The 24,120-nt window shown below is 65.3% G+C and carries 27 protein-coding genes; 12 read left to right on the top strand and 15 right to left on the bottom strand.

Annotated elements, in window-relative coordinates; genetic code table 11:
* Positions 1–19: 19 nt before the first annotated feature.
* From queA to BZF61_RS08455, 6 genes are all read left to right on the top strand, one after another.
* On the top strand, positions 20–1,057 hold the full coding sequence (queA, locus tag BZF61_RS08480) for a tRNA preQ1(34) S-adenosylmethionine ribosyltransferase-isomerase QueA (protein WP_086618488.1): 1,038 nt from the start codon (positions 20–22) through the stop codon (positions 1,055–1,057).
* 9 nt (positions 1,058–1,066) lie between these two features.
* Positions 1,067–2,011 carry an ABC transporter ATP-binding protein gene (locus tag BZF61_RS08475; RefSeq protein WP_086618486.1) on the top strand — a complete coding sequence of 315 codons (945 nt, stop codon included), beginning with the start codon at positions 1,067–1,069 and terminating at the stop codon, positions 2,009–2,011.
* Positions 2,011–2,778, top strand: a complete 768-nt coding sequence (locus BZF61_RS08470; protein ID WP_211276749.1) for an ABC transporter permease — start codon at positions 2,011–2,013, stop codon at positions 2,776–2,778. Before BZF61_RS08475 ends, BZF61_RS08470 begins: the two co-directional genes overlap by 1 nt.
* 160 nt (positions 2,779–2,938) lie before the next feature.
* On the top strand, positions 2,939–3,466 hold the full coding sequence (locus tag BZF61_RS08465) for an outer membrane beta-barrel protein (protein WP_086618483.1): 528 nt from the start codon (positions 2,939–2,941) through the stop codon (positions 3,464–3,466).
* Positions 3,467–3,572: 106 nt separating this feature from the next.
* Positions 3,573–4,709: a tRNA guanosine(34) transglycosylase Tgt gene (gene tgt / locus BZF61_RS08460; protein ID WP_086618482.1), complete on the top strand. Its 1,137-nt coding sequence runs from the start codon at positions 3,573–3,575 to the stop codon at positions 4,707–4,709.
* Positions 4,709–5,011, top strand: a complete 303-nt coding sequence (locus BZF61_RS08455; protein ID WP_086618480.1) for a chorismate mutase — start codon at positions 4,709–4,711, stop codon at positions 5,009–5,011. Before tgt ends, BZF61_RS08455 begins: the two co-directional genes overlap by 1 nt.
* Here the strand turns inward: BZF61_RS08455 and BZF61_RS08450 are convergent.
* From BZF61_RS08450 to rpiB, 7 genes are all read right to left on the bottom strand, one after another.
* On the bottom strand, positions 5,001–5,639 hold the full coding sequence (locus BZF61_RS08450) for an NAD(P)H-dependent oxidoreductase (protein WP_086618478.1): 639 nt from the start codon (positions 5,637–5,639) through the stop codon (positions 5,001–5,003). The two genes, BZF61_RS08455 and BZF61_RS08450, sit on opposite strands and share 11 nt — an antisense overlap.
* Positions 5,640–5,754: 115 nt before the next feature.
* The gene (gene rpsD / locus BZF61_RS08445) at positions 5,755–6,369 is read right to left on the bottom strand and encodes a 30S ribosomal protein S4 (RefSeq protein ID WP_086618477.1); all 615 of its coding nucleotides are present in this window, start codon (positions 6,367–6,369) and stop codon (positions 5,755–5,757) included.
* A 222-nt stretch (positions 6,370–6,591) separates the two neighbouring features.
* Entirely contained in the window at positions 6,592–7,338 is a 747-nt protein-coding gene (locus BZF61_RS08440; RefSeq protein WP_086618475.1) for an RNA methyltransferase, read from the bottom strand.
* Between the two features lie 7 nt (positions 7,339–7,345).
* Positions 7,346–7,807, bottom strand: coding sequence for a transcriptional regulator NrdR (gene nrdR / locus BZF61_RS08435; RefSeq protein WP_086618474.1), 462 nt, complete (start codon positions 7,805–7,807; stop codon positions 7,346–7,348).
* Positions 7,808–7,815: 8 nt separating this feature from the next.
* Positions 7,816–8,034, bottom strand: a complete 219-nt coding sequence (locus tag BZF61_RS08430) for a hypothetical protein (RefSeq protein WP_086618472.1) — start codon at positions 8,032–8,034, stop codon at positions 7,816–7,818.
* 11 nt (positions 8,035–8,045) lie between these two features.
* Complete coding sequence (glyA, locus tag BZF61_RS08425; RefSeq protein ID WP_086618471.1) at positions 8,046–9,371, bottom strand: serine hydroxymethyltransferase; 1,326 nt, start codon at positions 9,369–9,371, stop codon at positions 8,046–8,048.
* The gene (gene rpiB / locus BZF61_RS08420) at positions 9,368–9,847 is read right to left on the bottom strand and encodes a ribose 5-phosphate isomerase B (RefSeq protein WP_086618469.1); all 480 of its coding nucleotides are present in this window, start codon (positions 9,845–9,847) and stop codon (positions 9,368–9,370) included. The genes glyA and rpiB overlap by 4 nt, the downstream gene beginning before the upstream one ends.
* Positions 9,848–9,976: 129 nt before the next feature.
* Between rpiB and BZF61_RS08415 the strand changes: the two genes are divergently transcribed.
* Positions 9,977–11,128 (top strand): sterol desaturase family protein, encoded by a 1,152-nt coding sequence (locus BZF61_RS08415; protein ID WP_158094077.1) that lies wholly within the window; start codon positions 9,977–9,979, stop codon positions 11,126–11,128.
* Positions 11,129–11,159: 31 nt separating this feature from the next.
* Here BZF61_RS08415 and rpoD read toward each other — a convergent pair whose 3' ends face one another.
* The 3 genes from rpoD to BZF61_RS08400 all read right to left on the bottom strand — a co-directional run bounded on the left by rpoD (position 11,160) and on the right by BZF61_RS08400 (position 15,622).
* Positions 11,160–13,181 (bottom strand): RNA polymerase sigma factor RpoD, encoded by a 2,022-nt coding sequence (gene rpoD / locus BZF61_RS08410; RefSeq protein WP_086618466.1) that lies wholly within the window; start codon positions 13,179–13,181, stop codon positions 11,160–11,162.
* Between the two features lie 62 nt (positions 13,182–13,243).
* Positions 13,244–15,109: a DNA primase gene (dnaG, locus tag BZF61_RS08405; RefSeq protein ID WP_086618464.1), complete on the bottom strand. Its 1,866-nt coding sequence runs from the start codon at positions 15,107–15,109 to the stop codon at positions 13,244–13,246.
* Positions 15,110–15,169: 60 nt separating this feature from the next.
* Entirely contained in the window at positions 15,170–15,622 is a 453-nt protein-coding gene (locus BZF61_RS08400; protein WP_086618463.1) for a GatB/YqeY domain-containing protein, read from the bottom strand.
* Between the two features lie 139 nt (positions 15,623–15,761).
* Between BZF61_RS08400 and carA the strand changes: the two genes are divergently transcribed.
* The 5 genes from carA (at position 15,762) to BZF61_RS08375 (ending at position 21,421) form a co-directional block, all read left to right on the top strand.
* Entirely contained in the window at positions 15,762–16,955 is a 1,194-nt protein-coding gene (carA, locus tag BZF61_RS08395) for a glutamine-hydrolyzing carbamoyl-phosphate synthase small subunit (protein WP_086618462.1), read from the top strand.
* Positions 16,955–17,179, top strand: a complete 225-nt coding sequence (locus tag BZF61_RS08390) for a hypothetical protein (RefSeq protein WP_086618460.1) — start codon at positions 16,955–16,957, stop codon at positions 17,177–17,179. Before carA ends, BZF61_RS08390 begins: the two co-directional genes overlap by 1 nt.
* A complete protein-coding gene (gene carB, locus BZF61_RS08385) occupies positions 17,179–20,517 on the top strand; it encodes a carbamoyl-phosphate synthase large subunit (RefSeq protein ID WP_086618459.1) in 3,339 nt (1,112 codons plus the stop codon). Before BZF61_RS08390 ends, carB begins: the two co-directional genes overlap by 1 nt.
* A gap of 125 nt (positions 20,518–20,642) precedes the next feature.
* Positions 20,643–21,119: a transcription elongation factor GreA gene (gene greA / locus BZF61_RS08380; protein WP_086618457.1), complete on the top strand. Its 477-nt coding sequence runs from the start codon at positions 20,643–20,645 to the stop codon at positions 21,117–21,119.
* A gap of 14 nt (positions 21,120–21,133) precedes the next feature.
* The gene (locus BZF61_RS08375) at positions 21,134–21,421 is read left to right on the top strand and encodes a hypothetical protein (RefSeq protein ID WP_086618455.1); all 288 of its coding nucleotides are present in this window, start codon (positions 21,134–21,136) and stop codon (positions 21,419–21,421) included.
* Between the two features lie 223 nt (positions 21,422–21,644).
* On the opposite strand, the gene BZF61_RS08370 is transcribed toward BZF61_RS08375, so the two are convergent.
* The 5 genes from BZF61_RS08370 to BZF61_RS08350 form a co-directional block, all read right to left on the bottom strand.
* Positions 21,645–21,875: a DUF4170 domain-containing protein gene (locus BZF61_RS08370; protein ID WP_086618454.1), complete on the bottom strand. Its 231-nt coding sequence runs from the start codon at positions 21,873–21,875 to the stop codon at positions 21,645–21,647.
* Between the two features lie 83 nt (positions 21,876–21,958).
* Positions 21,959–22,480 carry a hypothetical protein gene (locus BZF61_RS08365; RefSeq protein ID WP_086618452.1) on the bottom strand — a complete coding sequence of 174 codons (522 nt, stop codon included), beginning with the start codon at positions 22,478–22,480 and terminating at the stop codon, positions 21,959–21,961.
* Entirely contained in the window at positions 22,477–22,887 is a 411-nt protein-coding gene (locus BZF61_RS08360) for a hypothetical protein (RefSeq protein WP_086618450.1), read from the bottom strand. The genes BZF61_RS08365 and BZF61_RS08360 overlap by 4 nt, the downstream gene beginning before the upstream one ends.
* Positions 22,884–23,315, bottom strand: a complete 432-nt coding sequence (locus tag BZF61_RS08355) for a phage holin family protein (RefSeq protein ID WP_086618448.1) — start codon at positions 23,313–23,315, stop codon at positions 22,884–22,886. Before BZF61_RS08355 ends, BZF61_RS08360 begins: the two co-directional genes overlap by 4 nt.
* 34 nt (positions 23,316–23,349) lie before the next feature.
* Positions 23,350–23,988 carry a hypothetical protein gene (locus tag BZF61_RS08350; RefSeq protein ID WP_086618447.1) on the bottom strand — a complete coding sequence of 213 codons (639 nt, stop codon included), beginning with the start codon at positions 23,986–23,988 and terminating at the stop codon, positions 23,350–23,352.
* Positions 23,989–24,120 lie beyond the last annotated feature (132 nt).

Here is a 24,120-nt window from a genome sequence, read left to right as displayed (position 1 = left end):
CAGCTAGGGGCGCGGGGCGATGAAGGTAGACCTGTTCGATTTCGAACTGCCGCCGGAGCGCATCGCGCTGCGTCCGGTTCGCCCACGTGATGCGGCGCGGATGCTGGTGGTGCGTGGTTCACAAGCTCGGTTCGAGGACCGCGGAGTGCGCGACCTGCCGCAACTGCTCAATCCCGGCGACGTGCTTGTGTTCAACGACACCCGCGTGATCCCCGCCCAGCTCGAAGGTCGCCGCGCCGAAGGCGAAGCCAGGATCGGCGCGACGCTGCACAAGCGCATCGACTTGCGCCGCTGGCAGGCGTTTCTCAAGAATGCCAAAAGGGTGAAGATCGGTGATCAGCTGGTGTTCGGCGGCGGCGTCACCGCGCTGGCCGAGCAACGCCATGCCGATGGTTCGCTGACCTTGTACTTCGAAGGTGAGGAGCCGGTCGAGGTGCTGCTCGACCGGGCGGGCACCATGCCGCTGCCGCCCTACATCGCCAGCAGGCGGCGGGTCGATGCGCAGGATCTGGAAGACTACCAGACCATCTTCGCGCGCGAGCAAGGGGCGGTCGCGGCGCCCACCGCCTCGCTCCACTTCACCCCGCGCCTCGTCGATGCCCTCGACGCTGCCGGAATCGGCCGGGCGATGCTGACGCTGCATGTCGGCGCGGGCACCTTCCTGCCGGTGAAGGCCGAAAATACCGAAGATCATCAGATGCACGCCGAATTCGGCCGTGTCTCGCCGGAAACCGCCGACCAGCTCAACGCGGCCCGCGCGGCAGGCGGCCGGATCATCGCGGTCGGCACCACGTCGCTGCGCCTGCTGGAGAGCGCGGTGGACGAGAAGGGCATCATCCGCCCCTTTTCCGGAGATACCGCGATCTTCATCACCCCCGGCTTCCGGTTCAAGGCGGTCGACGGGCTGATGACCAATTTCCATCTGCCCAAGTCGACGCTGATGATGCTGGTTTGCGCGCTGATGGGGCGCGAGCGGATGATGGCGGCCTATGCCCACGCCATTGCCCATCAATACCGCTTCTATTCCTATGGTGACTCCTCGCTGCTGCTCCCCTAACCGGCAGTCATGGACCAAGCAATTCTGTCGATCCGCGGCCTGACCAAGACCTATCGGGGCGGCATTCGCGCGCTCGATGCGGTCGATCTCGATATCCGCAAGGGCGAAATCTTCGCGCTGCTCGGGCCGAATGGGGCAGGCAAGACCACGCTGATCGGCGCCGTCTGCGGCCTGGTGCGGCCCTCGGCCGGGACGATCATCGCCTTTGGTCGCGACCTGGCTCGTGACTGGCGTTCGGCACGCGCGCGGATCGGGCTGGTGCCGCAGGAACTCGCCACCGACATGTTCGAGACCGTGTGGCACGCGGTCGCCTATTCGCAAGGGTTGTTCGGCAAGCCCCATGATCGCGCGCGGATCGAGGAAATCCTCCGAAGCCTGTCGCTGTGGGACAAGAAGGATGCCCAGATCCGCGCGCTTAGCGGCGGAATGAAACGCCGCGTGCTGATTGCCAAGGCGCTGGCGCATGAGCCTGAACTGCTGTTCCTCGATGAGCCGACTGCCGGCGTCGATGTCGAATTGCGCAAAGGCATGTGGCAGCAGATCGCCGCGCTGAAGGAGCGCGGGGTGACGATCATCCTGACCACCCATTACATCGAGGAGGCCGAGCAAATGGCCGATCGGGTCGGCATTATCCGCGGTGGACGCATCCTGATGGTGGATGAGAAACACGCGATTATGGAGCGGCTCGGCACGACCGAGGCGGTGATCGATCTGGTCGCACCTCTGTCCGCGCTGCCGCCCGAAATCGCCACTTTCCCGGTCGAGCTGGGCGCGGGTGGCAGGCAGCTGGTGTATCGTGGCGGAACGGGAGAGAACGGCGGGCGTGCCGAAGTCGCGCAGCTTACGCAGGCGCTCACCCGCGCGGGGATCGGCTATGCCAGCATCGACATCCATGATTCCTCGCTGGAGGACATCTTCGTCGGCCTGCTCGGCAAGCAGGTGGAGGCGGCGTGATGCACTTCAATTGGCGCAGCGCCCATGCGATCTACCGCCGCGAGATGGCCCGTGCCTTCCGCACCGCGTTCCAGTCGATCCTTTCGCCGGTGCTCACCACCGCGCTCTATTTCCTGGTGTTCGGCTCTGTGATCGGGGCAAGGATGGAACCCATCGGCGGGGTGCCTTACGGTGCCTTCATCATCCCCGGCCTGCTGATGCTGACCCTGCTCGGCGAGACGACAAGCAACGCCAGCTTCGGGATCTACATGCCGCGATTCACCGGTACCATCTACGAGCTGCTCTCGGCCCCTGTGGGCGTGGCCGAAACTCTGGCCGGTTTCGTCGGCGCGGCGGCCACCAAGGGGCTGATCCTCGCCGCGATCATCCTCGGCACGGCGCGGCTGTTTGTCGACTACGAGATCGCCCATCCCTTTATGGCCGCGGGCTACATCATGCTGGTGGCCGCAAGTTTTGCGCTGTTCGGTTTCATTCTGGGCATCTGGGCGGATTCCTTCGAGAAGCTCGGGATCATCCCGATGCTGATCCTCACCCCGCTGACTTTCCTCGGCGGCACCTTCTATTCGATCCGCGATCTTCCCGCACCCTGGGAGGCGATCGCGCTCGCCAATCCGATCGCCTTCCTCGTGAGTGGGCTGCGCTGGACCTTCTTCGGGGTGTCGGACGTGCCGATTGCCGTCTCGCTCGGCCTCACGCTGGGGTTTCTTGGCCTGTGCACCTTAATCATCGCGGTGATTTTCGGCACCGGGTGGCGGCTGCGCGAGTGACGGGCGGGTCTGCGAGCGTCCTTTGTCGAGGGCAAAGCGCTGTCCGTCTGACATCAACCGCAGCTCGTCGCCTCGTTCATGTGCCCGAAAGTGACCGAATCCTAACGCCTTGGTCACCGCCGCACCCCCTGCGGCAGGCAAGTAACAAGGATTTGAAAATATGAGAAGAATCGCAATCACTTCGCTCGTTGCGATGGGCGCGATGGCACTTCCGGCGGCTGCCCATGCGCAGTCGAATGATGACCCGAAGGTCGAACCCTACGTCGGCGTGACCGCAGGGATCCACGATCTCGGCATCGGTCTGCCAAACGATGACGGCGGCATCTACGGCGTTGTCGCTGGTGTTGATGTGCCGGTCGGCAAGACCTTTTTCGTGGGTGCCGAGGGCAACTACAACATCGGTGATGGCGCGATCGACAGCGAATACGGCATCGCCGCGCGCGCCGGTGTGCGTGTCGGCCAGACCGGCAAGGTCTACGTGCGCGGCGGCTATCAGGAAGTCGATTTCGATCTCGGCAATTTCGTCACCCCGGCTGTGATCGGGCTTGACGACACCGATGGCGATTATCTCGTCGGTGCCGGTGTCGAATTCGGCCTCGGCGATAGCCCGATCCGCTTCCGCGCCGGGCTCGACACCATCGCCTTCGATTCGACCCGTGCCACGGTGGGTGTGCTCTACACCTTCTGAGGCCCGAGCCACTCCGCACATTACCGGCCGGAGCAGCACCTGCTGCTCCGGCCTTTTTGCTGCGCGCGTGACAGCGCCGCTCGCGCCCGCTAGGGGCGCGCTCGCCATGACGCTCCCGCGCTTCTCCTTCACCCTTCACGCCACCTGTGGCAAGGCCCGCACCGGCACGATTGCGATGCAGCGCGGCCAAATCCGCACGCCTGCCTTCATGCCGGTCGGCACCGCGGCGACGGTCAAGGCGATGAAGCCCGAGGCTGTGCGCCAAACCGGCGCCGACATCATCCTCGGCAATACCTACCACCTGATGCTGCGCCCAGGTGCCGAGCGGGTGAACCGGCTGGGCGGTTTGCATCGCTTCATGAACTGGCCGCGCCCGATCCTGACCGATTCGGGCGGCTATCAGGTGATGAGCCTGTCGGACCTCAGGAAACTGAGCGAAGAGGGCGTCGAATTCAAAAGCCACCTCGACGGCAGCAGGCATATGCTGACCCCGGAACGCTCGATGGAAATCCAGCGCCTGCTCGGAAGCGACATCGTCATGGCCTTCGACGAATGCCCGCGTGCCGACCGTCCGCGCGACGAGATCGCCGCGTCGATGGAGCTCTCGATGCGCTGGGCGAAGCGCAGCCGCGAGGGCTTCGACAAGGGCGAGGAACACGCCGCCCGCGCCGCGCTGTTCGGCATCCAGCAGGGCGCGCTCCACGAAGATCTGCGCCGCATCAGCGCCGACAAGCTCGTCGATATCGGCTTCGATGGCTACGCCGTCGGCGGGCTGGCGGTGGGCGAGGGGCAGGAGGCGATGTTCGGCGTGCTCGATTACGCCCCCGATATGCTCCCGGCTGATCGCCCGCGCTATCTGATGGGCGTGGGCAAGCCCGATGACCTCGTCGGCGCGGTCGAACGGGGCATTGACATGTTCGATTGCGTGCTGCCGACCCGGTCGGGCCGCAACGGGCAGGCCTTCACCAGGAACGGCCCGCTCAACCTGCGCAATGCCCGCTTTGCCGAGGATGCCGGCCCATTGGACGAGCGATGCTCCTGTCCGGTCTGCGCCACCTATTCGCGCGCCTATATCCACCATCTCGTCAAGTCGGGCGAGATACTCGGGGCAATGCTCGTGACCGAGCACAACCTCAGCTTCTATCAGGCCTTGATGGGAGGCATGCGCGATGCCATTGCGGCAGGCGTATTTGCCGATTTTGCCGCCACGTTCCGACGCGATTACCTTGGAAGTTCCGCTTGATGCCCAAAGCCCCCGAAGACTGCGAGACCATGGTCGAGGTGCGCGAGGGTGTCGACGCGCTCGACCGCGCGCTGGTCGCGCTGCTGGCGCGGCGCTTCGGCTACATGCGCGCCGCCGCCCGGATCAAGCCGGAGCGCGATGCAGTGCGTGACGAAGTGCGCAAGGCCAGCGTGATCGCCGCCGCGGTCGCCGAGGCCGAGGCGCATGGCATCCCCGGCGATGTCGTCGCAGATATCTGGGAACGCCTCGTCGAAGGCTCGATCGCCTACGAGTTCTCCGAGTGGGACCGGATCAGGGGCTGATGGCCTCGCCCAGAAACGCGGCGAGGCGCGGCTGCTTCTTGTCCGGCGCCTGCTGACGGATCGAGCGGGCCAGCTTCGCCACGCGCGCCTCCCACCTGGCGATATTGCGCGGCGGGGTGTTTTCACCCACCGGCCCGAGCGACAGCGTGCGCACCGGAGCAAAGCCGCAAAAGCCGAGGATCTGCCCCTTCCAGCGCCGGATCACGGGATTGCCGTGATACCACCTGAGCACGAAGGGCGGGGTGTCCATCGTCACGATGAGATCGGCCGACCGGCCCTGCATGAGCTTGTCCCACCACGGATCGCCGACGTGATAGGCGAAGGTGAATTTCGGCAGGAACAGCCGGTCGATCAGGCCTTTGAGCTCGGCCGGTTCTGCCCCCCACCACATCGGGAAGGCAACGACGAGATGGTCGCAGGCATCGAGCACCTCGGCCAGTTTGGCGATGTCCGGTTCCCACGCGGTGCGCTGGCGGTAGCCGGGGCGCAGCACGGGGGTGAAAGCGAGCCGGCGCACCGCCACGCGGGTCACTTCGGCGCTGGCAGGCAGCGCCGCCGCATAGCAATCGAGCAGATGGGTGGTCAGGCGAGCCTCGTCGGGATGCCCGTCGAGCAGCAGAACTTTCATCGTCGAGCGGATCCCTTCTGTCAGGCGTCCGGCCAATGATGGCCAAGGCCTGAGCAAAAGAAAAGGGCGGCCCCGAAAGGCCGCCTTCATGCCATCTGCTGTGAAACCCGCAGGATCAGCGCGAGTAGAATTCGACCACCAGGTTCGGTTCCATCGTCACCGGATAGGGCACCTCGTCGAGCTTCGGCACGCGGGTGAACTGCACCTTGTCATTGCCGTCGGGCACGACGTAGTCGGGAATGTCCCGCTCGGGCAGGCTCTGGGCCTCGATCACCAGCGCCATTTCCTTGGCCTTGTTGCCGAGGCTGATGACATCGCCCACATCCACCCGACGCGAGGCGATGTTGCACTTCACGCCGTTGACATAGATGTGCCCGTGGCTGACGAGCTGGCGCGCAGCGAAAATGGTCGGCGCGAACTTGGCGCGATAGACCACCATGTCGAGGCGACGCTCGAGCAGGCCGATCAGGTTCTGGCTGGTGTCGCCCTTCATCCGCGCGGCTTCGGCATAGGTGCGCTTGAACTGCTTTTCCGTGACGTCGCCGTAATAGCCTTTGAGCTTCTGCTTGGCGCGCAACTGCAGACCGAAGTCGCTCATCTTGCCCTTGCGGCGCTGGCCGTGCTGGCCGGGGCCGTAGGAACGCTTGTTCACGGGCGAATTCGGGCGACCCCAGATGTTTTCGCCCATCCGGCGGTCAAGCTTGTACTTGGCGCTCTTGCGCTTCGACATAAGTCGTATCCTTCAATGTGCTGGATTGCCCCTGCGGCAACCATTCAACCCGGCATCGCTCCACCGCGCAAAAGGCGCGATGCGGCGCCTGCTTCACCGGGGTGCAGGGCCCATTTGCGAAGGCGCGCGCTTAGCAGGTTTGCCGCCGAGGTCAAGCCGTGCCTGCCTGCGCGAGGCCAGCGGCTCCTGTCGCGCTTGTCCAACCCTGGTTGATGCACACCTTCAATCCTCCGGCTCACGCTCAAGCGCGCTGAGGATGCCGCGCAGGGTGCGCACTTCAAGTTGATTCCAGCCGGGCTTGGTGAGCAGATTGCGCAAGGTGCGACGGGTGCTTTCGGTGCGGGATTCGGGACGGAAATAGCCGCGCGGTGCCAGCAGCCTTTCGAAATGGGCAATCATCGCGTCGAGCTGCTCCTGCGGAGCCGGAGGGAGCACGTCCTCGCGGGTCGGCTGCACCAGCGCATCGTCCGCACCGGCCAGCTCGCGCCCCATGCGCGACCATTCATAGGCGACGATCACCACTGCCTGCGCGAGGTTGAGCGAGCCGAACTCCGGGTTGATCGGGATGGTCAGGATATTGCGCGCCAGTGCCACGTCCTCGGTTTCGAGGCCCGATCGCTCGGGGCCGAACATAATCGCGTGACGGCCTGGCAGGGTGTGGACCTGACGCCCGGCCTCGTCCGCGCCGATCACCGGCTTGGTCACCCCGCGCTTGCGCACCGTGGTCGCATGGATGTGCTGGCAGTCGGCCACGGCCTCGGCGGTGGTGGCATAGACCTTGGCCTGTTCGAGCACGATGTCCGCACCCGAGGCAGCGGGGCCGGCAGAAGGGTTGGGCCAACCGTCGCGAGGGGCCACCAGACGCATTTCGGTCAGTCCGAAATTGAGCATCGCGCGCGCCGCCTTGCCGATGTTCTCGCCCAGTTGCGGGCGCACGAGCACGATCGCCGGCTTGCTGAGATCGGCCATGTTTGCCTTAGTCCTTTGCCGCTTGCTGGACGGTGCTGGCAAATTCTTCGAAGTCGCGCGCCTCGGAGAAATCGCGATAGACGCTGGCGAACCGAATATAGGCAACCGAATCGATCTGGCGCAGGCCCTCCATCACCAGCTCGCCGATGTGCGAAGAGGGCACTTCGGCCTCGCCCGAGGTTTCGACCTGCCGCTGAATGCCGGAAATCAGCTGATCGAGCCGTTCCTGGTCGATCCCGCGCTTGCGCGAGGCCAGCGCGATCGACTGCTCGAGCTTGTGGCGGTCAAACGGCTCACGCCGGTTGCCCGACTTGATTACCACCACCTCGCGCAGTTGGACGCGCTCGAAGGTCGTGAAACGCGCGCCGCAGGACGAACACTGGCGCCGCCGCCGGATCGAGGTGCCATCCTCGGTCGGGCGGCTGTCCTTTACCTGGGTATCGTCATGTGCACAAAAAGGGCAGCGCATTCAGCGATTTATTTCTTGATTCTCTGATAGAGTGCGAAGCCTGCGCCGATCGCGAGGCCGATTGGCCATGAAACCACCGGCAGCAAAGCCCCAGCCACCGCGCCGACCGCGGCACCGGTGAGAACCGGCGCGGTAGAGGGGTGGTTCAATCCCTCCTTGGCCATGCCGGTGACTTCGGCCTTCACATCCTCGACCCAATCCGGGGTCTGGCGCGGTTCCCGATTCATGACGCGGCTCCTCACATGCCCGGATAGACGGGGAAGGCAGCGCACAACGCGCTCACCCGCTGGCGCACGCTCTCTTCGGTCTGCGCGTCGCCTTCGGGTCCGTTTTTGGAAAGGCCTTCAACCACTTCTGCGATGAGCTTGCCGATGGTGCGGAACTCCTCGGGGCCGAAGCCGCGGGTGGTGCCGGCGGGCGTGCCGAGGCGGATGCCGCTGGTGACGAAGGGCGAGCGGGTATCGTAGGGAATGCTGTTCTTGTTGCAGGTGAGAAATGCCCGGTCGAGGCCCTTTTCGGCGTCCTTGCCGGTCACGTTCTTGGCTGTGAGATCAACCAGCATCGAATGGTTGTCGGTGCCGCCACTGACGATACGCAGGCCGTTCGCCTCAAGGCTGGCCGCCAGTGCCCGCGCGTTCTCGACAATCCGGTGGGCATAGGTCTTGAACGACGGATCGAGCGCTTCCTTGAAGGCCACTGCCTTGGCCGCGATCACGTGCATCAGCGGGCCGCCCTGGAGGCCGGGGAAGACCGCCATGTTCAGGGGCTTGGTGAACTTCTCGTCGTTCCACAGGATGATGCCCGAACGCGGACCGCGCAGGCTCTTGTGAGTGGTCGAGGTGACGATGTCGCAATGCGGGAAGGGCGAGGGGTGCGCACCGCCGGCAACGAGGCCGGAGATGTGGCTCATGTCGCACAGCAGCACCGCGCCCACTTCGTCGGCGATGGCGCGGAAGGCAGCGAAGTCCCAGATGCGCGAATAGGCGGTGCCACCGCAGATGATGATCTTCGGCTTGTGTTCGCGCGCCTTGGCGGCGACTTCGTCCATGTCGATCGTCTCGGTCTCGCGGGAAACGCCATAGGAGACGACGTTGAACCACTTGCCGCTCATGTTGACGGGCGAGCCGTGGGTGAGGTGGCCCCCGGAGTTGAGGTCCAGACCCATGAAGGTATCGCCCGGATTGAGCAGGGCGAGGAACACCGCCTGGTTCATCTGCGAGCCCGAATTGGGCTGGACATTGGCGAAGTTGCAGCCGAACAGCTGCTTGGCCCGCTCGATGGCGAGGGTCTCGACCACATCGGCATAGTCGCAGCCGCCGTAGTAGCGCTTGCCGGGATAGCCCTCGGCATATTTGTTGGTGAACACGCTGCCGGTCGCTTCGAGCACTGCGCGGCTCGCGATGTTCTCTGACGCGATCAGTTCGATCTTGTCGCGCTGGCGGGCGAGTTCCTTGCTGATGGCGGCCGCAATCTCGGGATCGGCGGTGGCAAGATCGTTGCGCCAGAAACCGTCCATCGCGGCGACGGCTTGACGGGCGGAGAAATCGGCGGGGGCGGTGCTCATTGATGGGTCTCGATATGGTCGGGGGAGAACGGGGGCTTGCCGAGCTTGCCGACCCGGCGCTGGTGTCGCCCGGCCGGATCGCCGGCATCGGCGAATTCTGTTTCGAGGAAGGTCGCAACGCAGGACTTCGCCATTTCGATCCCGACCAGGCGCGCGCCAAGCGCGATGCAATTGGCATCATTGTGCTCGCGCGCGAGCGCAGCGGAGAGCGGCTCGCTCACCAACGCGCAGCGCACCTGCGGGTGGCGGTTGACGCTGATCGAGATACCGATGCCGCTGCCACACAGCGCGATGCCGTATTCGACCGTGCCGTCGGCAATGATTTCGGCGAGGCGGTAGCCGTAATCGGGATAGTCCACGCTCTGCCCCGGTTCCGGCCCGAGATCGGCGACTTCGTGGCCTTCCTCGATAAGCCATTCGGCAAGCTCGGCCTTCAGTTCGACGGCCGCGTGATCGGAGGCGATGGCGATGCGCATGGGGGGGCTATAGGCGCGCGGGCGACGATTCTCCACCCCCGCACGCGGGGTTTTTCGACCAAGTGCGCAACGGTGCGCGCAGCTTTTGCTTTACGCGGCCGAAAGGGCATGGGTGGTAGGCACTTGTCGATGGATGATCCCGCACCTCGCCTGACTGCCGAGCAATGGCTCGCCCGGGTCTTTGCCGATGGCCGCCCGCGCCATTTCGGCACGGGCTGGCTGAGCGGGGTGCTGGGCATCGTGCTGGCGCTGCTGGCGCTGCTTTCGGTGCTGTGTTGGCATTTCCCGCAATATCTGACCTTGCCCGAATTGCGCGAGCGCTATCCGCTCGCACTGGTGCGGCTCGCGATTGATATCGGCCTGCTGGCAGCGATGGGGTTGGCAGGGCTTTCGATGCTGCTGCGCAAGCGCAAGGCGTTGGGGGTGACGGCGCTGATTCTGGCGGGTGCGGCGCTGACGCTGGGCGCGGGAGGAGCCGAAATCCCGCGCGCAGGCAGCAGCGTGATCTATCTCGGGCTCGACTGGTTCGTGCTGGGGGTGCTGAGCACGGCGGCGATTCTCGTGCCCTTGGAAGGCGCCTTTCCACTGCGGCGCGGGCAGGGGGCGTTCCGGCGGGGCTGGCTGACGGACACGCAATATTTCTTTGCCAGCCACGCGCTGGCACAGCTGATGAGTGTCGCAGTGCTCGCCCCGGCGGTGGCGCTGGGCGAGATGCTGGCCGTGCCTTCGGCACAGGCTGCGGTGCAGAGCCTGCCGTGGCTCGTGCAGTTTGCCTTGTGCGTTCTGGTTGCCGATCTGGCGCAGTACGGCGTGCACCGCGCCTTTCATGCCATCCCGTTACTGTGGCGCTTCCACAAGGTGCATCACTCGGTCGAGACGATGGACTGGTTGGCAGGATCGCGGCTGCATCTGGTCGATGTGATCGTGACGCGCGGGCTGGTGCTGCTGGCACTGCTGGTGGCTGGATTCGCCGAGACTGCTCTCTATGCCTATCTCGCGCTGGTGAGCTTCCACGCGGTGTTCATCCACGCCAACTTCGCGCCCCGTTCACGGTGGCTCGAACGCTGGGTGGCGATGCCCCGCTTTCACCACTGGCACCACGGGGTAGAGCCCGAAGCGCGCGATGTGAACTTCGCGGTACATTTACCCGTAATCGACCGCTGGTTCGGGACGTATCATCTTCCGGAAGGGCGCTGGCCCGGCGGTTACGGCATCGCTGGGGAACGCGCGCCCGAAGGCTGGGTGAAGCAGCTGGTGTGGCCATTTTCGATGCGCCAATGAAAAACCCCGCCTGAGCGGGGTCTTTCGCGTTTTACTGATCGAGGAACGAGCGCATCTTCCTTGACCGGCTCGGGTGCTTCAATTTGCGCAGGGCCTTGGCCTCGATCTGGCGGATACGTTCGCGCGTCACCGAGAATTGCTGGCCGACTTCCTCCAGCGTGTGATCGGTGTTCATCCCGATCCCGAAGCGCATCCGCAGCACGCGTTCTTCACGGGGAGTCAGCGAAGCGAGCACGCGGGTGACGGTTTCCTTGAGGTTGGCCTGGATCGCGGCATCCACCGGGATGATCGCATTCTTGTCCTCGATGAAATCGCCGAGGTGGCTGTCCTCCTCGTCCCCGATCGGGGTTTCGAGGCTGATCGGCTCCTTGGCGATCTTCATCACCTTGCGCACCTTTTCGAGCGGCATGGAGAGGCGCGCGGCCATTTCTTCCGGCGTCGGTTCGCGGCCTTCCTCGTGGAGGAACTGCCGGCTCGTGCGCACCAGCTTGTTGATCGTCTCGATCATGTGCACCGGGATGCGGATGGTGCGGGCCTGATCGGCAATCGAACGCGTGATCGCCTGCCGGATCCACCACGTGGCGTAGGTCGAAAACTTGTAGCCGCGGCGGTATTCGAACTTGTCGACCGCCTTCATCAGGCCGATATTGCCTTCCTGAATGAGATCAAGGAATTGCAGGCCGCGGTTGGTGTATTTCTTGGCGATTGAGATAACCAGCCTGAGGTTCGCCTCGACCATTTCCTTCTTGGCGATGCGCGCCTCGCGCTCGCCCTTCTGCACCATGTTGACGATGCGGCGGAACTCGGGAAGGCTCATGCCGGTCTGCGCGGCAATATCGGCGATTTCCGAGCGGATGCGCTCGATCGCGGGGCCCTCGCGTTCAAGGAAGGCGGCCCACTTCTTGTCCTTCTTTGCGCGTTCCTTGATCCAAGCGTCGTCCATTTCGTTGCCGACGTAGGAATCGAGGAAGTCGATCCGCTTGATCTTGTGACGCTCGGCGAGCCGCAGCATCTGCCCACCCAAGGTCGTCAGCCGGCGGTTGAAGGCGTAGAGATTGTCGACCAGAAATTCGATCTTGGTGGCGTGGAACTGCACGCTCTCGACCTCGGCGGTGAGATCTTCGCGTAGCTGCTCGTACTTCTTCTCCTTGGCCGCGGGGAAGGCATTGCCCGCCGCCAGCGTCTCGACCCGCTCGGCCTGGAGCTTCTCGAAATCTTTGAACAGTTTGGTGATGCGTGCGAAGCGTTCGAGCGCCTCGGGCTTCAGCGCGGCTTCCATCTGGGCGAGGGAGAGGGTGTTGTCCTCCTCGTCGTCATCCTCGCGCTTGGCGCGCGGCGCGCCGTCCTCGTCCTCTTCCTCGGGCTCCTCCTCGACCTCGTCATCCTCGCGGATCGTCGGGCCGGCAGTAGCTTCGGAGATTTCGTCGTCATCGGCATCCTCGGCGCCCTCGGCCATCTTCTCGGCCGGAGGCTCCTTGGACAGCATTGCGTCGAGGTCGAGGATCTCGCGCAGCTGCATATCGCCATTGTTCAATGCTTCGGACCACTGGATGATCGCGTGGAAGGTGATCGGGCTTTCGCACAAGCCCATGATCATCATGTCGCGCCCGGCCTCGATGCGCTTGGCGATGGCGATTTCGCCTTCGCGGCTGAGCAGTTCGACCGCGCCCATTTCGCGCAGATACATCCGCACCGGATCGTCGGTGCGCTCGCTTGTGGCGACTTTCTTGTTGCCGGCGCGGGCGTCCTTGGCGGCCTTCTTCTCGCCGTCCTCGTCGTCTTCGTCCTCGTCGTCGACGGCCAGCGTTTCGTCCCCTTCGCCGTCCTCGTCACCTTCGGCCTCGGCGTCCTCGTCGCTCTCGACAATCTGTACGCCCATCTCGCTGAGCGCGGTCTGGATGTCCTCGATCTGGTCGGGGCTCATCTCGCCCGATGGCAGCGCTTCATTGAGCTCGTCATAGGTGACATAGCCGCGCTTTTTCGCCTTGCTGATCAGTTTCTTGATCGAAGCCTCGTTGAGATCGATCAGCGGGGCGTCTTCCTTTTCGGCCATAATTTCCGTTCAGTCCGTTACCGGGCGGCCGTTCCTGCGTGACGCAGGTGGCGGTCGCCAATTCATCCCATCTCCTCCGTCGGAGCGGAGTCGTCACCCATGGCCACCGGAGCGGCCTTTTTGCGCCCGAAAGCCTTGAGGCGTTCGTCGAATGTCATGAGCTGTGCACGCAACCTGGCCTGTTCGGCGAACGATCCTTCGGGATCGCTCTCGAACCGGGCAATCGTGGCCGCAAGCGCAGCCTCAAGCGCTGGCCGTTCAACCAGCAGCGACACAGCTTCGGCCAGTTCCTCGCACGCATCGCCGGTGGCTGTGCCCTCATCGAGAAAGGCGTAACGGATGTCTGCCGGCGGGGCAGGGTGACCTAGCGATTCGCATATGGCGTGTGCGCCGTGCGAATCAAGCGTTTCTGCAAGTTCGAACAGCGATTCGACCAGCGGCGCCGCGGTGCGGTCGTGCCGGGCGAGGGTGGAAAGCGCTTCGGCGTGGCGGGCAATCTCCTGCGGATAGCGGGCAAGTCCGGCAACCACGGCGGCGAGCAGGCCCTTTCGCTGGCCGCCATGGATGATGTCCCGCAGCCGCCTGCGCCCCTCGTCCGACAGCCCTGGAGGCGGCAGCGTCGCGCCGCGCCGTGGCCGGGTAAAACCGGGGCGGGGCGCGCGCGGCGGATAGGCGAAGGCGGAGAAGCGGTCGGAAAGCTCGCGCCGGTAGAGCGCCTTGATCTCGGGATCGCGGATGGTTTCGACATGGGCCATCAGCCGGGCTTTCAGCCCCGCCTTGGCTTCGGGTGTGGCAAGCGGCTGCGCGTCGCGCTCGAACTCCCAAAGCGTGTCGATCAGCGGGGCAGGACTGGCGAGCAGCCGCTCCATCGCATCCTTTCCCTGCGTCTTGATCAGATCGTCGGGATCAAGCCCGGCAGGCAAGCGCACGATGGCGAGCGAGCGCATCGGCGCAAGCAGCGGCAGCGCCCGCGCAATTGCGCGCATCGCCGCGCGCTGGCCCGCGGCATCGCCATCGAAGCACAGCACCGGCACCTCGACCATGCGCCACAGCAGCTCAAGCTGCATCTCGGTCAGCGCCGTGCCCAGCGGGGCGACCGCATCGTTGATGCCCGCATTGGCGAGGGCGATCACGTCCATATAGCCTTCGACCACCACCACCCGGCCCGACTGGCGCGCGGCAGGCGCGGCGCGGTGGAGATTGTAGAGCGTGCGGCCCTTATCGAACAGCGCGGTATCGGATGAGTTGAGATACTTGGCGACGCCTTCCCGCTCGTTTAGCACGCGAGCGCCGAAAGCGATCACCCGGCCACGCGCGTCTTGGATCGGGAGCGTCACGCGCCCGCGGAAGCGGTCGTAACGCTCGCCCGCCTCGTTGGCCGCGCGCATCCCGGCGCCTTCCAGCATATCCTCGCCGAACTGGGCCAGCGCCTTGGCGAGCGCCTGACGATCATCCGGCGCCCAGCCGAAGCCGAACTCGCCTATGATCCGCGCGGAAAAACCGCGCCGCTGCAGGTATTCGCGCGCCGCAGCGCCGCTCGGGCCGGCAAGACTTTCGACGAAAAAGCGCTGGGCGGCTTCGGTCACGTCGATCAGGCTGGCGCGCTGTTGCGCTTTCTTCGCCTGCACCGGATCGGGGGCGGGAACCTCCATCCCCGCCATCGCCGCTAGTTCCTTGATCGCATCCATGAACGACAGGCCGGCATGATCGACCATCCAGCTGATCGCATCGCCATGCGCGCCGCAGCCGAAGCAGTGGTAGAATGCCTTCTGATCATTGACGTAGAAGCTCGGCGTCTTCTCGTCATGGAACGGACAGCACCCTTTCCACTCGCGCCCAGCGCGGGTCAGCTTCACCGAGCGCTGGACGAGCGAGGACAGCGCGATCCGCGCACGCAGCTCGTCCTTCCATTGCGGGGTGATCGCCATGCATCTTAGGTGCGCTCGAAAGCGGCCGCGTTCAAGCGCAGCTGTGGATGGGTCTGTGGCTTAGGACAGCGCCGCCTTGACCAGCGTGCTGGCGAGCTTGCCGTCGAGCGCCGCGCCGTGGCGGGCCTTCAACGCGGCCATGACGGCGCCCATGTCCTTCATGGTGGCAGCGCCCGTCTCGGCCTTGATTGCCTCGATCGCGGCCCTGGTGGCGGCCTCGTCCATCATTTGCGGCAGGAATTCCTCGATCACCGCCAGTTCCGCGCGCTCGATCGCCGCCAGTTCCTCGCGCCCGCCCGAGACATAAAGCTCGATCGATTCGCGGCGCTGCTTGGCCATCTTCTGCAGGACGCTGACCACCAGCTCGTCGTCGGGGATGGCCTTGCCCGAAGTGCGTTCCTCGATGTCGCGGTCCTTGATCTTGGCGCTGATCTGGCGGAGCGCGGCGATGCGGGCCTTATCGCCCGCCTTCATCGCGGCGATGGTGGCGGCCTTGATATCGTCACGGATCATGGGTCTTTTCCTGTGGAGGGGTTTCGTGGGTGCGCCTCTAACGCAAATGGCGCGGCACGCCTAGGTTGACGCGAGGGATGCATGAGCCTAGCGGACGAAACTTAGCACCATCGCTGGAACCCCTGTCACGGAGCGCCCCATGGCCGACCCCGCAACCTTTCGTGCGCCACCTCCAGGGACGACCGGAGTCCTCGTTCTGGCCGATGGCACGGTGATCTGGGGCCGCGGGTTCGGTGCAGTCGGTTCTGCGGTGGGCGAGGTCTGCTTCAACACCGCGATGACGGGCTATCAGGAGGTGATGACCGATCCTTCCTACGCCGCGCAGATCGTCACCTTCACCTTCCCGCATATCGGCAATGTCGGCGCGAACGGCGAGGATGTGGAAAGCCGCGTCGAGGGCGCGGTCGGCTGCATTGTGCGCGAGGACGTGACCGAGCCGAGCAATTTCCGCAGCATCGAGCGTTTTGGCGAGTGGATGGCGAGGAACGGCAAGATCGGGCTTTCGGGCGTCGATACCCGCGCGCTCACCCGCCGCATCCGTCTGTCCGGCGCGCCCAATGCGGTGATCGCCCATGCGCCCGACGGCAAGTTCGATATCCCCGCACTGCTCGAGCGCGCCAAGGCATGGCCGGGGCTGGAGGGCATGGATCTCGCGATCCGCGTGACGCGCGGGGCGCAAGAGGCCTGGGAAGGCGGCCCATGGTCGCTCGGCAAGGGCTATGGCCGCGCCCCGTTCGATGCCAAGCCGCACGTGGTCGCAATCGACTATGGCGCGAAGGACAATATCTTCCGCAACCTCGTGCGCGCCGGGGCGCGGGTGACGGTGGTGCCGGCCAAGACGAGCTTCGAGGCGATCATGACGCTGAAGCCCGACGGCGTGTTCCTCTCCAACGGCCCCGGCGATCCGGCGGCGACCGGCGAATATGCGGTGCCGGTAATCAAGGCGCTGCTCGATGCCGATGTGCCGCTGTTCGGCATCTGCCTCGGCCACCAACTGCTCGCGCTCGCCGCGGGCGCGAGAACGATCAAGATGCACCAGGGCCACCGCGGTGCGAACCACCCGGTGCAGCGCGTGGGCGAGGGCTGGGGGGAGACTTCGGGGCTGGTCGAGATCACCTCGATGAACCACGGCTTTGCGGTGGATGCGGCAACCCTGCCGGAGAATGTCGAGCAGACCCATGTGAGCCTGTTCGACGGGACGAATTGCGGCATCGCGATCAAGGGCAAGAAGGCCTTCGCGGTGCAGTATCACCCCGAGGCAAGCCCCGGGCCGCAGGACAGTTTCTACCTGTTCGAGAAGTTCGTGGGAATGTTGGCGAGGGAGACTGTCTGATGGCTGTTGTTCGTAGCTTCACAACAAAAGAACTTGATCGGCAGGTGGCTCACTCTGAGGTGGATGCGACGATCTCAACCGTTGAAGTTGATGGCGAGAAGTTCGTCCAGATCGACACCTACGGCTCCAAACGGAGAGCCATGCCAAACAAGGTCTCGCAAAGCCTCCGGCTGTCTAAATCGGCCTTCGACGAACTCGTTAAAATTGGATCGAAGCACTTCTGATGCCCAAAAGAACCGACATCTCCTCGATCCTCGTCATTGGCGCTGGTCCGATCATCATCGGGCAGGCCTGCGAGTTCGATTACTCCGGCACGCAGGCGATCAAGGCGTTGAAGGAGGAGGGCTACCGCGTCATCCTCGTCAACTCGAACCCCGCGACGATCATGACCGATCCGGAGTTCGCCGACGCGACCTATATCGAGCCGATCACGCCGGAAATCGTCGCCAAGATCATCGCCAAGGAGCGGCCCGATGCGCTGCTGCCGACGATGGGCGGGCAAACCGCGCTCAACTGCGCGCTCAAGCTCGACGAGATGGGCGTGCTGGCGGAATACGGGGTCGAGATGATCGGGGCCAAGGCCGACGCCATCGACAAGGCGGAAAACCGCCAGCGCTTCCGCGAGGCGATGGATGCGATCGGGCTGGAAAGCGCGCGGTCGGGCGTCGCCAACACGGTTGAACAGGCCTTTGCCGTGCTTGAACGCACCGGGCTGCCCGCGATCATCCGCCCCAGCTTCACCCTCGGCGGCACCGGCGGGGGCATCGCCTACAACAAGGCCGAGTTCGAGCGCATCGTGCGCGAGGGCCTCGACGCCTCGCCCACCACCGAAGTCCTGATCGAGGAATCGCTCCTCGGGTGGAAGGAGTTCGAGATGGAGGTGGTGCGCGACCGCAAGGACAACGCGATCATCATCTGCTCGATCGAGAACGTCGATCCGATGGGGGTGCACACCGGCGATTCCATCACCGTCGCCCCGGCGCTGACGCTGACCGACAAGGAATACCAGATCATGCGTTCGGCCAGCATCGCCGTGCTGCGCGAGATCGGGGTGGAGACCGGCGGCTCCAACGTCCAGTTCGCGGTCAATCCCAGGGACGGGCGCCTGATCGTGATCGAGATGAACCCGCGCGTCTCGCGCTCCTCGGCGCTGGCATCCAAGGCAACGGGCTTCCCGATCGCCCGCGTCGCGGCCAAGCTGGCAGTGGGCTACACCCTCGATGAACTCACCAACGAGATCACCGGCGCAACCCCGGCCAGCTTCGAACCCACGATCGACTACGTCGTCACCAAGATCCCGCGCTTCGCCTTCGAGAAGTTCAAGGGTACGGCCAACGATCTTTCGACCGCGATGAAGAGCGTCGGCGAAGTGATGGCGATCGGACGCAACTTTCAGGAAAGCGTGCAGAAGGCGCTGCGCGGGCTGGAGACCGGGCTCGACGGCTTCAACCGCGTGCCCGAGCTGGAAGGGGCGGACAAGGACGTGATCACCGCCGCTCTGGCGCGCCGCACGCCCGACCGGCTGCTCAAGGTCGCGCAAGCCTTCCGCGAAGGCCTTTCGGTCGAGGAGATTGCCGCTGTCACCTACTACGATCCGTGGTTCCTGCGCCAGATCGAGGGCATCATCGCCGCCGAACGCGAAGTGCAGAACGACGGGCTGCCGATCGACGCGGCTGGCCTGCGCCGCTTGAAGGCGATGGGCTTTTCCGACAAGCGCCTGGCCACCCTCGCGGTGCGTTCGGTCGGCGTCGCGGGCGGGCTTGCCGAAACGCAGGCGAAGCGTTCCGGGCTGCTCCACGACGCGCTTGTTGCCATGGCCGGCGCGACCAGCGAGGAAGAGGTGCGCGCGCTGCGCCACAGGCTCGGCGTGTTGCCGGTGTTCAAGCGGATCGACAGCTGCGCCGCCGAGTTCGAGGCGATCACGCCCTACATGTATTCGACCTATGAGGCCCCGAGCTTCGGCGAAGCCGAGTGCGAGGCCAATCCTTCCGATCGCCGGAAGATCGTCATCCTTGGCGGCGGGCCGAACCGGATCGGGCAGGGCATCGAGTTCGATTACTGCTGCGTCCACGCCTGTTTTGCGCTGCGCGAGCAATGGCATGGGCCGGCGTTCGAGACGATCATGGTCAACTGCAACCCGGAAACCGTCTCGACCGATTACGACACCTCCGACCGCCTCTATTTCGAGCCGCTCACGGCCGAGGACGTGCTCGAAATCCTGCGGGTGGAACAGTCGCAGGGCGAGCTGGTGGGCGTGATCGTGCAGTTCGGCGGGCAGACCCCGCTCAAGCTGGCGCAGGCGCTGGAGGATGCGGGCATTCCGATCCTCGGCACCTCGCCCGATGCGATCGACCTTGCCGAAGATCGCGAGCGCTTTGCCAAGCTGGTCAACAAGCTCAATCTGAAGCAGCCCGAAAACGGCATCGCCCGCAGCCGCAACGAGGCCGCCGCGGTGGCGGCGCGCATCGGCTATCCTGTGCTGTTGCGCCCCTCCTACGTGCTCGGCGGGCGGGCGATGGAGATCGTCGATTCCGAAGCCCAGCTTGACGATTACATCGCCTCAGCGGTGAACGTGTCGGGCGATAGCCCGGTGCTGATCGACCAATATCTGCGCGATGCGATCGAATGCGATGTCGATGCGCTGTGCGATGGCACCGAGGTGCGCGTTGCGGGCGTAATGCAGCACATCGAGGAGGCCGGCGTCCATTCGGGTGACAGCGCCTGCACGCTGCCGCCCTATTCGCTGCCTTCCCACATCATCGCCGAGATGGAGCGTCAGACCGAGGCGCTCGCCTTCGCGCTCGGCGTGAAGGGGCTGATGAACGTCCAGTTCGCGGTGAAGGACGGGGTGGTCTATCTGATCGAGGTCAACCCGCGGGCCAGCCGCACCGTGCCCTTCGTCGCCAAGGCCACCGGCCAGCCGGTCGCCAAGATCGCCGCGCGGGTGATGGCGGGCGAGCCGCTCAGCGCGTTCGAGCCGTTCAAGCGCGATCTGGCCTACATGGCGGTGAAGGAGGCAGTATTCCCCTTTGCCCGTTTCCCTGGCGCCGACCCGGTGCTCAGCCCGGAGATGAAATCTACTGGCGAGGTGATGGGCATCGACACCAGCTTCGAGGCCGCCTTTCTCAAGTCGCAGATGGGCGCCGGGATGAAGCTGCCGCGCGCCGGCACGCTGTTCGTTTCGGTCAAGGATACCGACAAGGCGCAGATCGTCCCCGGCGTGCGGCGCTTGATCGAGCACGGTTTCCGCGTCGTCGCCACCGGCGGCACGCAGTCTTATCTGGCCGAGCAGGGGCTTCCCGTGGAGCGGGTCAACAAGGTGGCCGAGGGCCAGCCGCATATCGTCGACAGGATCATCGACGGGGAGATCGCGCTGATCTTCAACACCACCGAGGGGTGGCAATCGCTGATGGATAGCAAATCGATCCGTCAGGCTGCGCTTGCGGGCAAGGTGCCCTACTACACCACCGCCGCCGCCTCGCTCGCCGCGGCGGCGGCGATAGTGGCTGTCGGGCCGGAGCAACTTGCAGTCCGCTCGTTGCAGGACTATTATGCCACTTAATTGAGCCCGCTCTCCCCGACATTCCATTGCGTCGTGGCCGCGTTTCTTGAAAAATGCGGTCGTGAGGCGGTGGCATTATTGTCCGTCGGGCAGAGCCAAGAGCAGAGCAGGAAGAGACAAAGGCAATGGCTACGATGGAAAAGGTCCCGATGCTGGCCGAGGGCTACGAGCGCCTCACCGCCGACCTCAAGACCCTGCGCGAGGAACGCCCCAAGATCGTCGAGGCGATCGAGGAAGCCCGTGCCCACGGCGACCTGTCGGAAAATGCCGAATATCACGCCGCCAAGGAACGCCAGGGACAGATCGAGGCGATGATCAGCGAGCTCGAGGACAAGATCAGCCGTGCGCAGATCATCGATCCGACCACGCTGTCGGGCGACAAGATCATCTTTGGCGCGACCGTGACCCTGCTCGATGAAAACGACAAGCCGGTGCGCTACCAGATCTGCGGCCAGACCGAGGCGGACGTGAACAAGGGCCGCATCAGCTACAATTCCCCGCTGGCGCGTGCGCTGATTGGCAAGCAGGTCGGTGACGAGATCGAAGTGACCGTGCCTTCAGGCGAAAAGTTCTACCTGGTCGACAAGATCGAGTTCATCTGAGGCGGACCGACAACATGGCCGCTCCCGCCGTCCGCGTAATTGCCGAGCGCAAGGTCGCGCAGCATTTCATCACGGCCGGCGCAACCAGCATCGCGGATGCGATCGGCTACACCCCGACCCGGCTCGGCCATGCCCGCGCCTTCGAGCGGCTCAAGGGCGCCGACGTGCTCAAAACCGACGGGCGCGGGCACTGGTATCTCGACGAGGCGCAATGGCAGCGTCGCCGTTCCAGCCGCCGCGCGCGGGTGGTGCTGACAATGTTGGCCGTGGCCGCCGCCGGAGCCTTTGCGGCGCTGCGTTAGGCGGGTCGTTGGCGGGTCATTGTCCGATCATTGCCGGGTCATCCGGTGTTTCATGTGAAGCATGATCCGCGCCGCCGGAACCTTCGGGCGAGCCGCTTTTCCATCGCAGGCTTGCGGGTCATCACCTCACGGTCTTTGCGCGGTGTGGTGAAGCCGCGGCGGAGCGGCAGACGATCGCCTCGCACAGCGGGCGCATGTCATGCCCATCGCGCGCGCCGCGCGCTCATTCGTCGGGAGTCAGCAGCTTGTGGATGTGAACCACAACATATTTCATCTCGGCATCATCAACCGTGCGTTGCGCTTGCGCACGCCAGGCATCGACCGCGGCCTCATAGGAACTGAACACGCCGACGACGTGGATGCTTTCCGGGTCCTGGAATTCGAACCCGCGCGGGTCTTTCACGCGGCCGCCCATGACGAGGTGGAGCCGCTGGGTGGGGGTGGTTTCAGCCATGATGCAAATCCTTGGGGAGGAACGATGGGCGCCCCTCTAGCGTCAGCAGCGCCAAGGGCAAGAGCGCATCGGCCCCGGTCGGATCAGTCTTCGGTCTTGTTGGCCACGCGGCGCGCGGCGCGGGCCGCCTTGCGCGCGGTGTCGGCCAGTCCGGCCGTGACGTTGCGGGCCTGCTCGCCTGCGGTCTCGGAGAGGTCGCTGAGCCGTTCCTGCCCCGCGCGGCTCTGCTCGAGCACGTTTTCGATAACCTGTATGCCGTAGGCGATCACGGCCTCGCCCAGCAGGGTTCCGAGCCGCGAACCGCTGCGGGCGGCCAAGGCCTTCACGCCCGAGGTGGCGCTGCTCGCCGCATCCGAGGCTGCCGCGCTGACTGCCCCCGCAGCGCGGGCGGCGACCTGCCGGCCGGGGCGAGTGACCAGGCCGACCAGCAGGCCGAGCACGAGCGCCCCGCCGACCACGGCGAGCGGATGGGCGCGGGCATAGTCGGTCGCGGCCGCTGCCGCCTCGCGGGCCTGATCGGCGAGGCCGCGTTCGGCGTTGCGGCGTTCGGCCGCTTCGATGCGTGCGCGTAGCGAATCGCGCGGGGGGCTGGAGAGATCGTTCATGCTGCCTGCTCCTCGATTGCCGGGGGAAGCGATGCCCCGCCAGCCTCGGACGGTGAGGCGTTCGCCGGGGTTGACTGGATGTCAGCTTCTGCCTGCTCCTCGCCTTCGAGCGCGGTCTCGATCAAGTCGAGCAGCGTGCCGCGCATCAGCCAGAGAAGGATAGCGCCGATGACGAGGGCGATGATGCCGGGATGCTCGGCCGCGCTCGCCCTCGCCTGAGCGAGCACATCGGCGGCCCCGGCCTTGATGCGCGTGGTGACGGTGGAGCTTACGCTGGAGGAGACCCGGCTCGCCACGCCCTGTTGATCGAGACTGGCACGCAGGCGGGCGATGTCCTGCTCCAGAACGGCGCGGGCCGCATTGCGCAGGGCGCGATCCTCGATAAAGGCGGGGGGCAGGGCGCTCATGCCCCGTCTCCCGGCTCGCGGGCGAACAGCGCCGCCAGCAGCGCGCCGTCTTTTCTGGCGCTCAGCACCAGCCCGGCAACGCCTGCCAGCATCACCCCGACCACCATCGCAATCGCGCCCCATACCGTGATCAGCGGAGCGAGCGCGATCACCGCGCCCACCGCCAGCGCGATCAGCGCGATGTGGAGCAGCACCAGCGCCAACACCAGCATCACCAACGCACGCCCGGCGGACTTGCCGGCCAGCGTCGCGCGGGTCTTCTGGAAGCGCGCCTCGGCCTCGGCATAGGTGCGCGCGTCCTCGATCAGGACGGCAATCTCTTCGCGCAGCGCGGCGAGCGCGTCGGCCTGATCGGGCGCATCATCGCCGGTTCGAGACCCGGTCTCCGGGCCGACCGATGCGTCCAGCGCGGGCTCGGCTTCATGCATTGGCAGCATCGCTTCGGTTAGCGTGCGATTCTGCCTACTTGCGCTTGCCGCCGATGAGGCGGGCGAGGAAGAAGCCTACCAGCGCCGCGATGCCGACCGCAACGCCGGGGCTTTTGCGCACCATTGCGCGTGCGTCCTCTCCAAGTTCCTCGACGCTCTTGGAATCGAGCTTGGCCGAGGTCTCCTGGAGGGTGCGCGAGGCCTTGCGGGCATAGTCGCCAAACGGCTCGCCGAGCTTTTCGTCAATCTGGGCGGCGCTTTCGCCGACCACCTTGCCAAGGCTCGCAATCACGTCGCTGGTCACCTTCTTGCCCTCGACCACGAGCTCGCTGGCCTTGCCGAGCGCCTGTTCGCCATAGACCTTGGCTTCGGCCACCAGATCGCTGCCCTTTTCCCTCGCCTGCTCGCCATAGGCCCCGACACGGTTGCCCGCTTCGGCGCGCAGCGCGGCAGCGCCAGCCTTCGCTTGCTCGAGCGCGGCGTTGAAGCGGCCCTTGGCGATCGCGGTGTTGCTTTCAGTGGCGGGAGCAGGCGCAGCATCCTCGCCGCGCTTGGTCGCGCCGGTCTTGCGCGGCGCCGACTTGGCCGGGCTCCTGTCCTTGGAGGTCGCGCCCTTGGCCGACTTGGCCGGGGATTTCTTCGCCGCGGGTTGGGTGGGCGTGGTGTCTGCCATAGGGATAATCCTCTTCAAGCGGTGCCATGGGCCATCATCTGCGCTCACCCCCACGCCCGCCTTGCGCTTGCGCAGGAGATTTCCCGCGCATAGGGACGCGTCCAAAGGGCGTGAACCAGAATCGGGCCGCTC

Source organism: Erythrobacter tepidarius (assembly GCF_002155695.1).
Classification (GTDB): domain Bacteria; phylum Pseudomonadota; class Alphaproteobacteria; order Sphingomonadales; family Sphingomonadaceae; genus Erythrobacter; species Erythrobacter tepidarius.
The sequence above is the reverse complement of the archived record's forward strand: the minus strand, read 5'-3'. Positions and strand labels throughout refer to the sequence as shown.

Bases quoted from the DNA above. Each gene is read 5' to 3' on its own strand.
- rpsD (WP_086618477.1), bottom strand. From the start codon at position 6,369: ATGTCGAAGCGCAAGAGCGCCAAGTACAAGCTTGACCGCCGGATGGGC.
- BZF61_RS08475 (WP_086618486.1), top strand. From the start codon at position 1,067: ATGGACCAAGCAATTCTGTCGATCCGCGGCCTGACCAAGACCTATCGG.
- BZF61_RS08465 (WP_086618483.1), top strand. From the start codon at position 2,939: ATGAGAAGAATCGCAATCACTTCGCTCGTTGCGATGGGCGCGATGGCA.
- BZF61_RS08430 (WP_086618472.1), bottom strand. From the start codon at position 8,034: ATGAATCGGGAACCGCGCCAGACCCCGGATTGGGTCGAGGATGTGAAG.
- rpiB (WP_086618469.1), bottom strand. From the start codon at position 9,847: ATGCGCATCGCCATCGCCTCCGATCACGCGGCCGTCGAACTGAAGGCC.
- BZF61_RS08400 (WP_086618463.1), bottom strand. From the start codon at position 15,622: ATGATCCGTGACGATATCAAGGCCGCCACCATCGCCGCGATGAAGGCG.
- BZF61_RS08390 (WP_086618460.1), top strand. From the start codon at position 16,955: ATGGCTGTTGTTCGTAGCTTCACAACAAAAGAACTTGATCGGCAGGTG.
- nrdR (WP_086618474.1), bottom strand. From the start codon at position 7,807: ATGCGCTGCCCTTTTTGTGCACATGACGATACCCAGGTAAAGGACAGC.
- BZF61_RS08440 (WP_086618475.1), bottom strand. From the start codon at position 7,338: ATGGCCGATCTCAGCAAGCCGGCGATCGTGCTCGTGCGCCCGCAACTG.
- BZF61_RS08415 (WP_158094077.1), top strand. From the start codon at position 9,977: ATGGATGATCCCGCACCTCGCCTGACTGCCGAGCAATGGCTCGCCCGG.
- BZF61_RS08355 (WP_086618448.1), bottom strand. From the start codon at position 23,315: ATGCATGAAGCCGAGCCCGCGCTGGACGCATCGGTCGGCCCGGAGACC.
- rpoD (WP_086618466.1), bottom strand. From the start codon at position 13,181: ATGGCCGAAAAGGAAGACGCCCCGCTGATCGATCTCAACGAGGCTTCG.
- queA (WP_086618488.1), top strand. From the start codon at position 20: ATGAAGGTAGACCTGTTCGATTTCGAACTGCCGCCGGAGCGCATCGCG.
- BZF61_RS08375 (WP_086618455.1), top strand. From the start codon at position 21,134: ATGGCCGCTCCCGCCGTCCGCGTAATTGCCGAGCGCAAGGTCGCGCAG.
- carA (WP_086618462.1), top strand. From the start codon at position 15,762: ATGGCCGACCCCGCAACCTTTCGTGCGCCACCTCCAGGGACGACCGGA.
- greA (WP_086618457.1), top strand. From the start codon at position 20,643: ATGGCTACGATGGAAAAGGTCCCGATGCTGGCCGAGGGCTACGAGCGC.
- BZF61_RS08370 (WP_086618454.1), bottom strand. From the start codon at position 21,875: ATGGCTGAAACCACCCCCACCCAGCGGCTCCACCTCGTCATGGGCGGC.
- glyA (WP_086618471.1), bottom strand. From the start codon at position 9,371: ATGAGCACCGCCCCCGCCGATTTCTCCGCCCGTCAAGCCGTCGCCGCG.
- BZF61_RS08365 (WP_086618452.1), bottom strand. From the start codon at position 22,480: ATGAACGATCTCTCCAGCCCCCCGCGCGATTCGCTACGCGCACGCATC.
- BZF61_RS08455 (WP_086618480.1), top strand. From the start codon at position 4,709: ATGCCCAAAGCCCCCGAAGACTGCGAGACCATGGTCGAGGTGCGCGAG.
- BZF61_RS08470 (WP_211276749.1), top strand. From the start codon at position 2,011: ATGCACTTCAATTGGCGCAGCGCCCATGCGATCTACCGCCGCGAGATG.
- dnaG (WP_086618464.1), bottom strand. From the start codon at position 15,109: ATGGCGATCACCCCGCAATGGAAGGACGAGCTGCGTGCGCGGATCGCG.
- carB (WP_086618459.1), top strand. From the start codon at position 17,179: ATGCCCAAAAGAACCGACATCTCCTCGATCCTCGTCATTGGCGCTGGT.
- tgt (WP_086618482.1), top strand. From the start codon at position 3,573: ATGACGCTCCCGCGCTTCTCCTTCACCCTTCACGCCACCTGTGGCAAG.
- BZF61_RS08350 (WP_086618447.1), bottom strand. From the start codon at position 23,988: ATGGCAGACACCACGCCCACCCAACCCGCGGCGAAGAAATCCCCGGCC.
- BZF61_RS08360 (WP_086618450.1), bottom strand. From the start codon at position 22,887: ATGAGCGCCCTGCCCCCCGCCTTTATCGAGGATCGCGCCCTGCGCAAT.
- BZF61_RS08450 (WP_086618478.1), bottom strand. From the start codon at position 5,639: ATGAAAGTTCTGCTGCTCGACGGGCATCCCGACGAGGCTCGCCTGACC.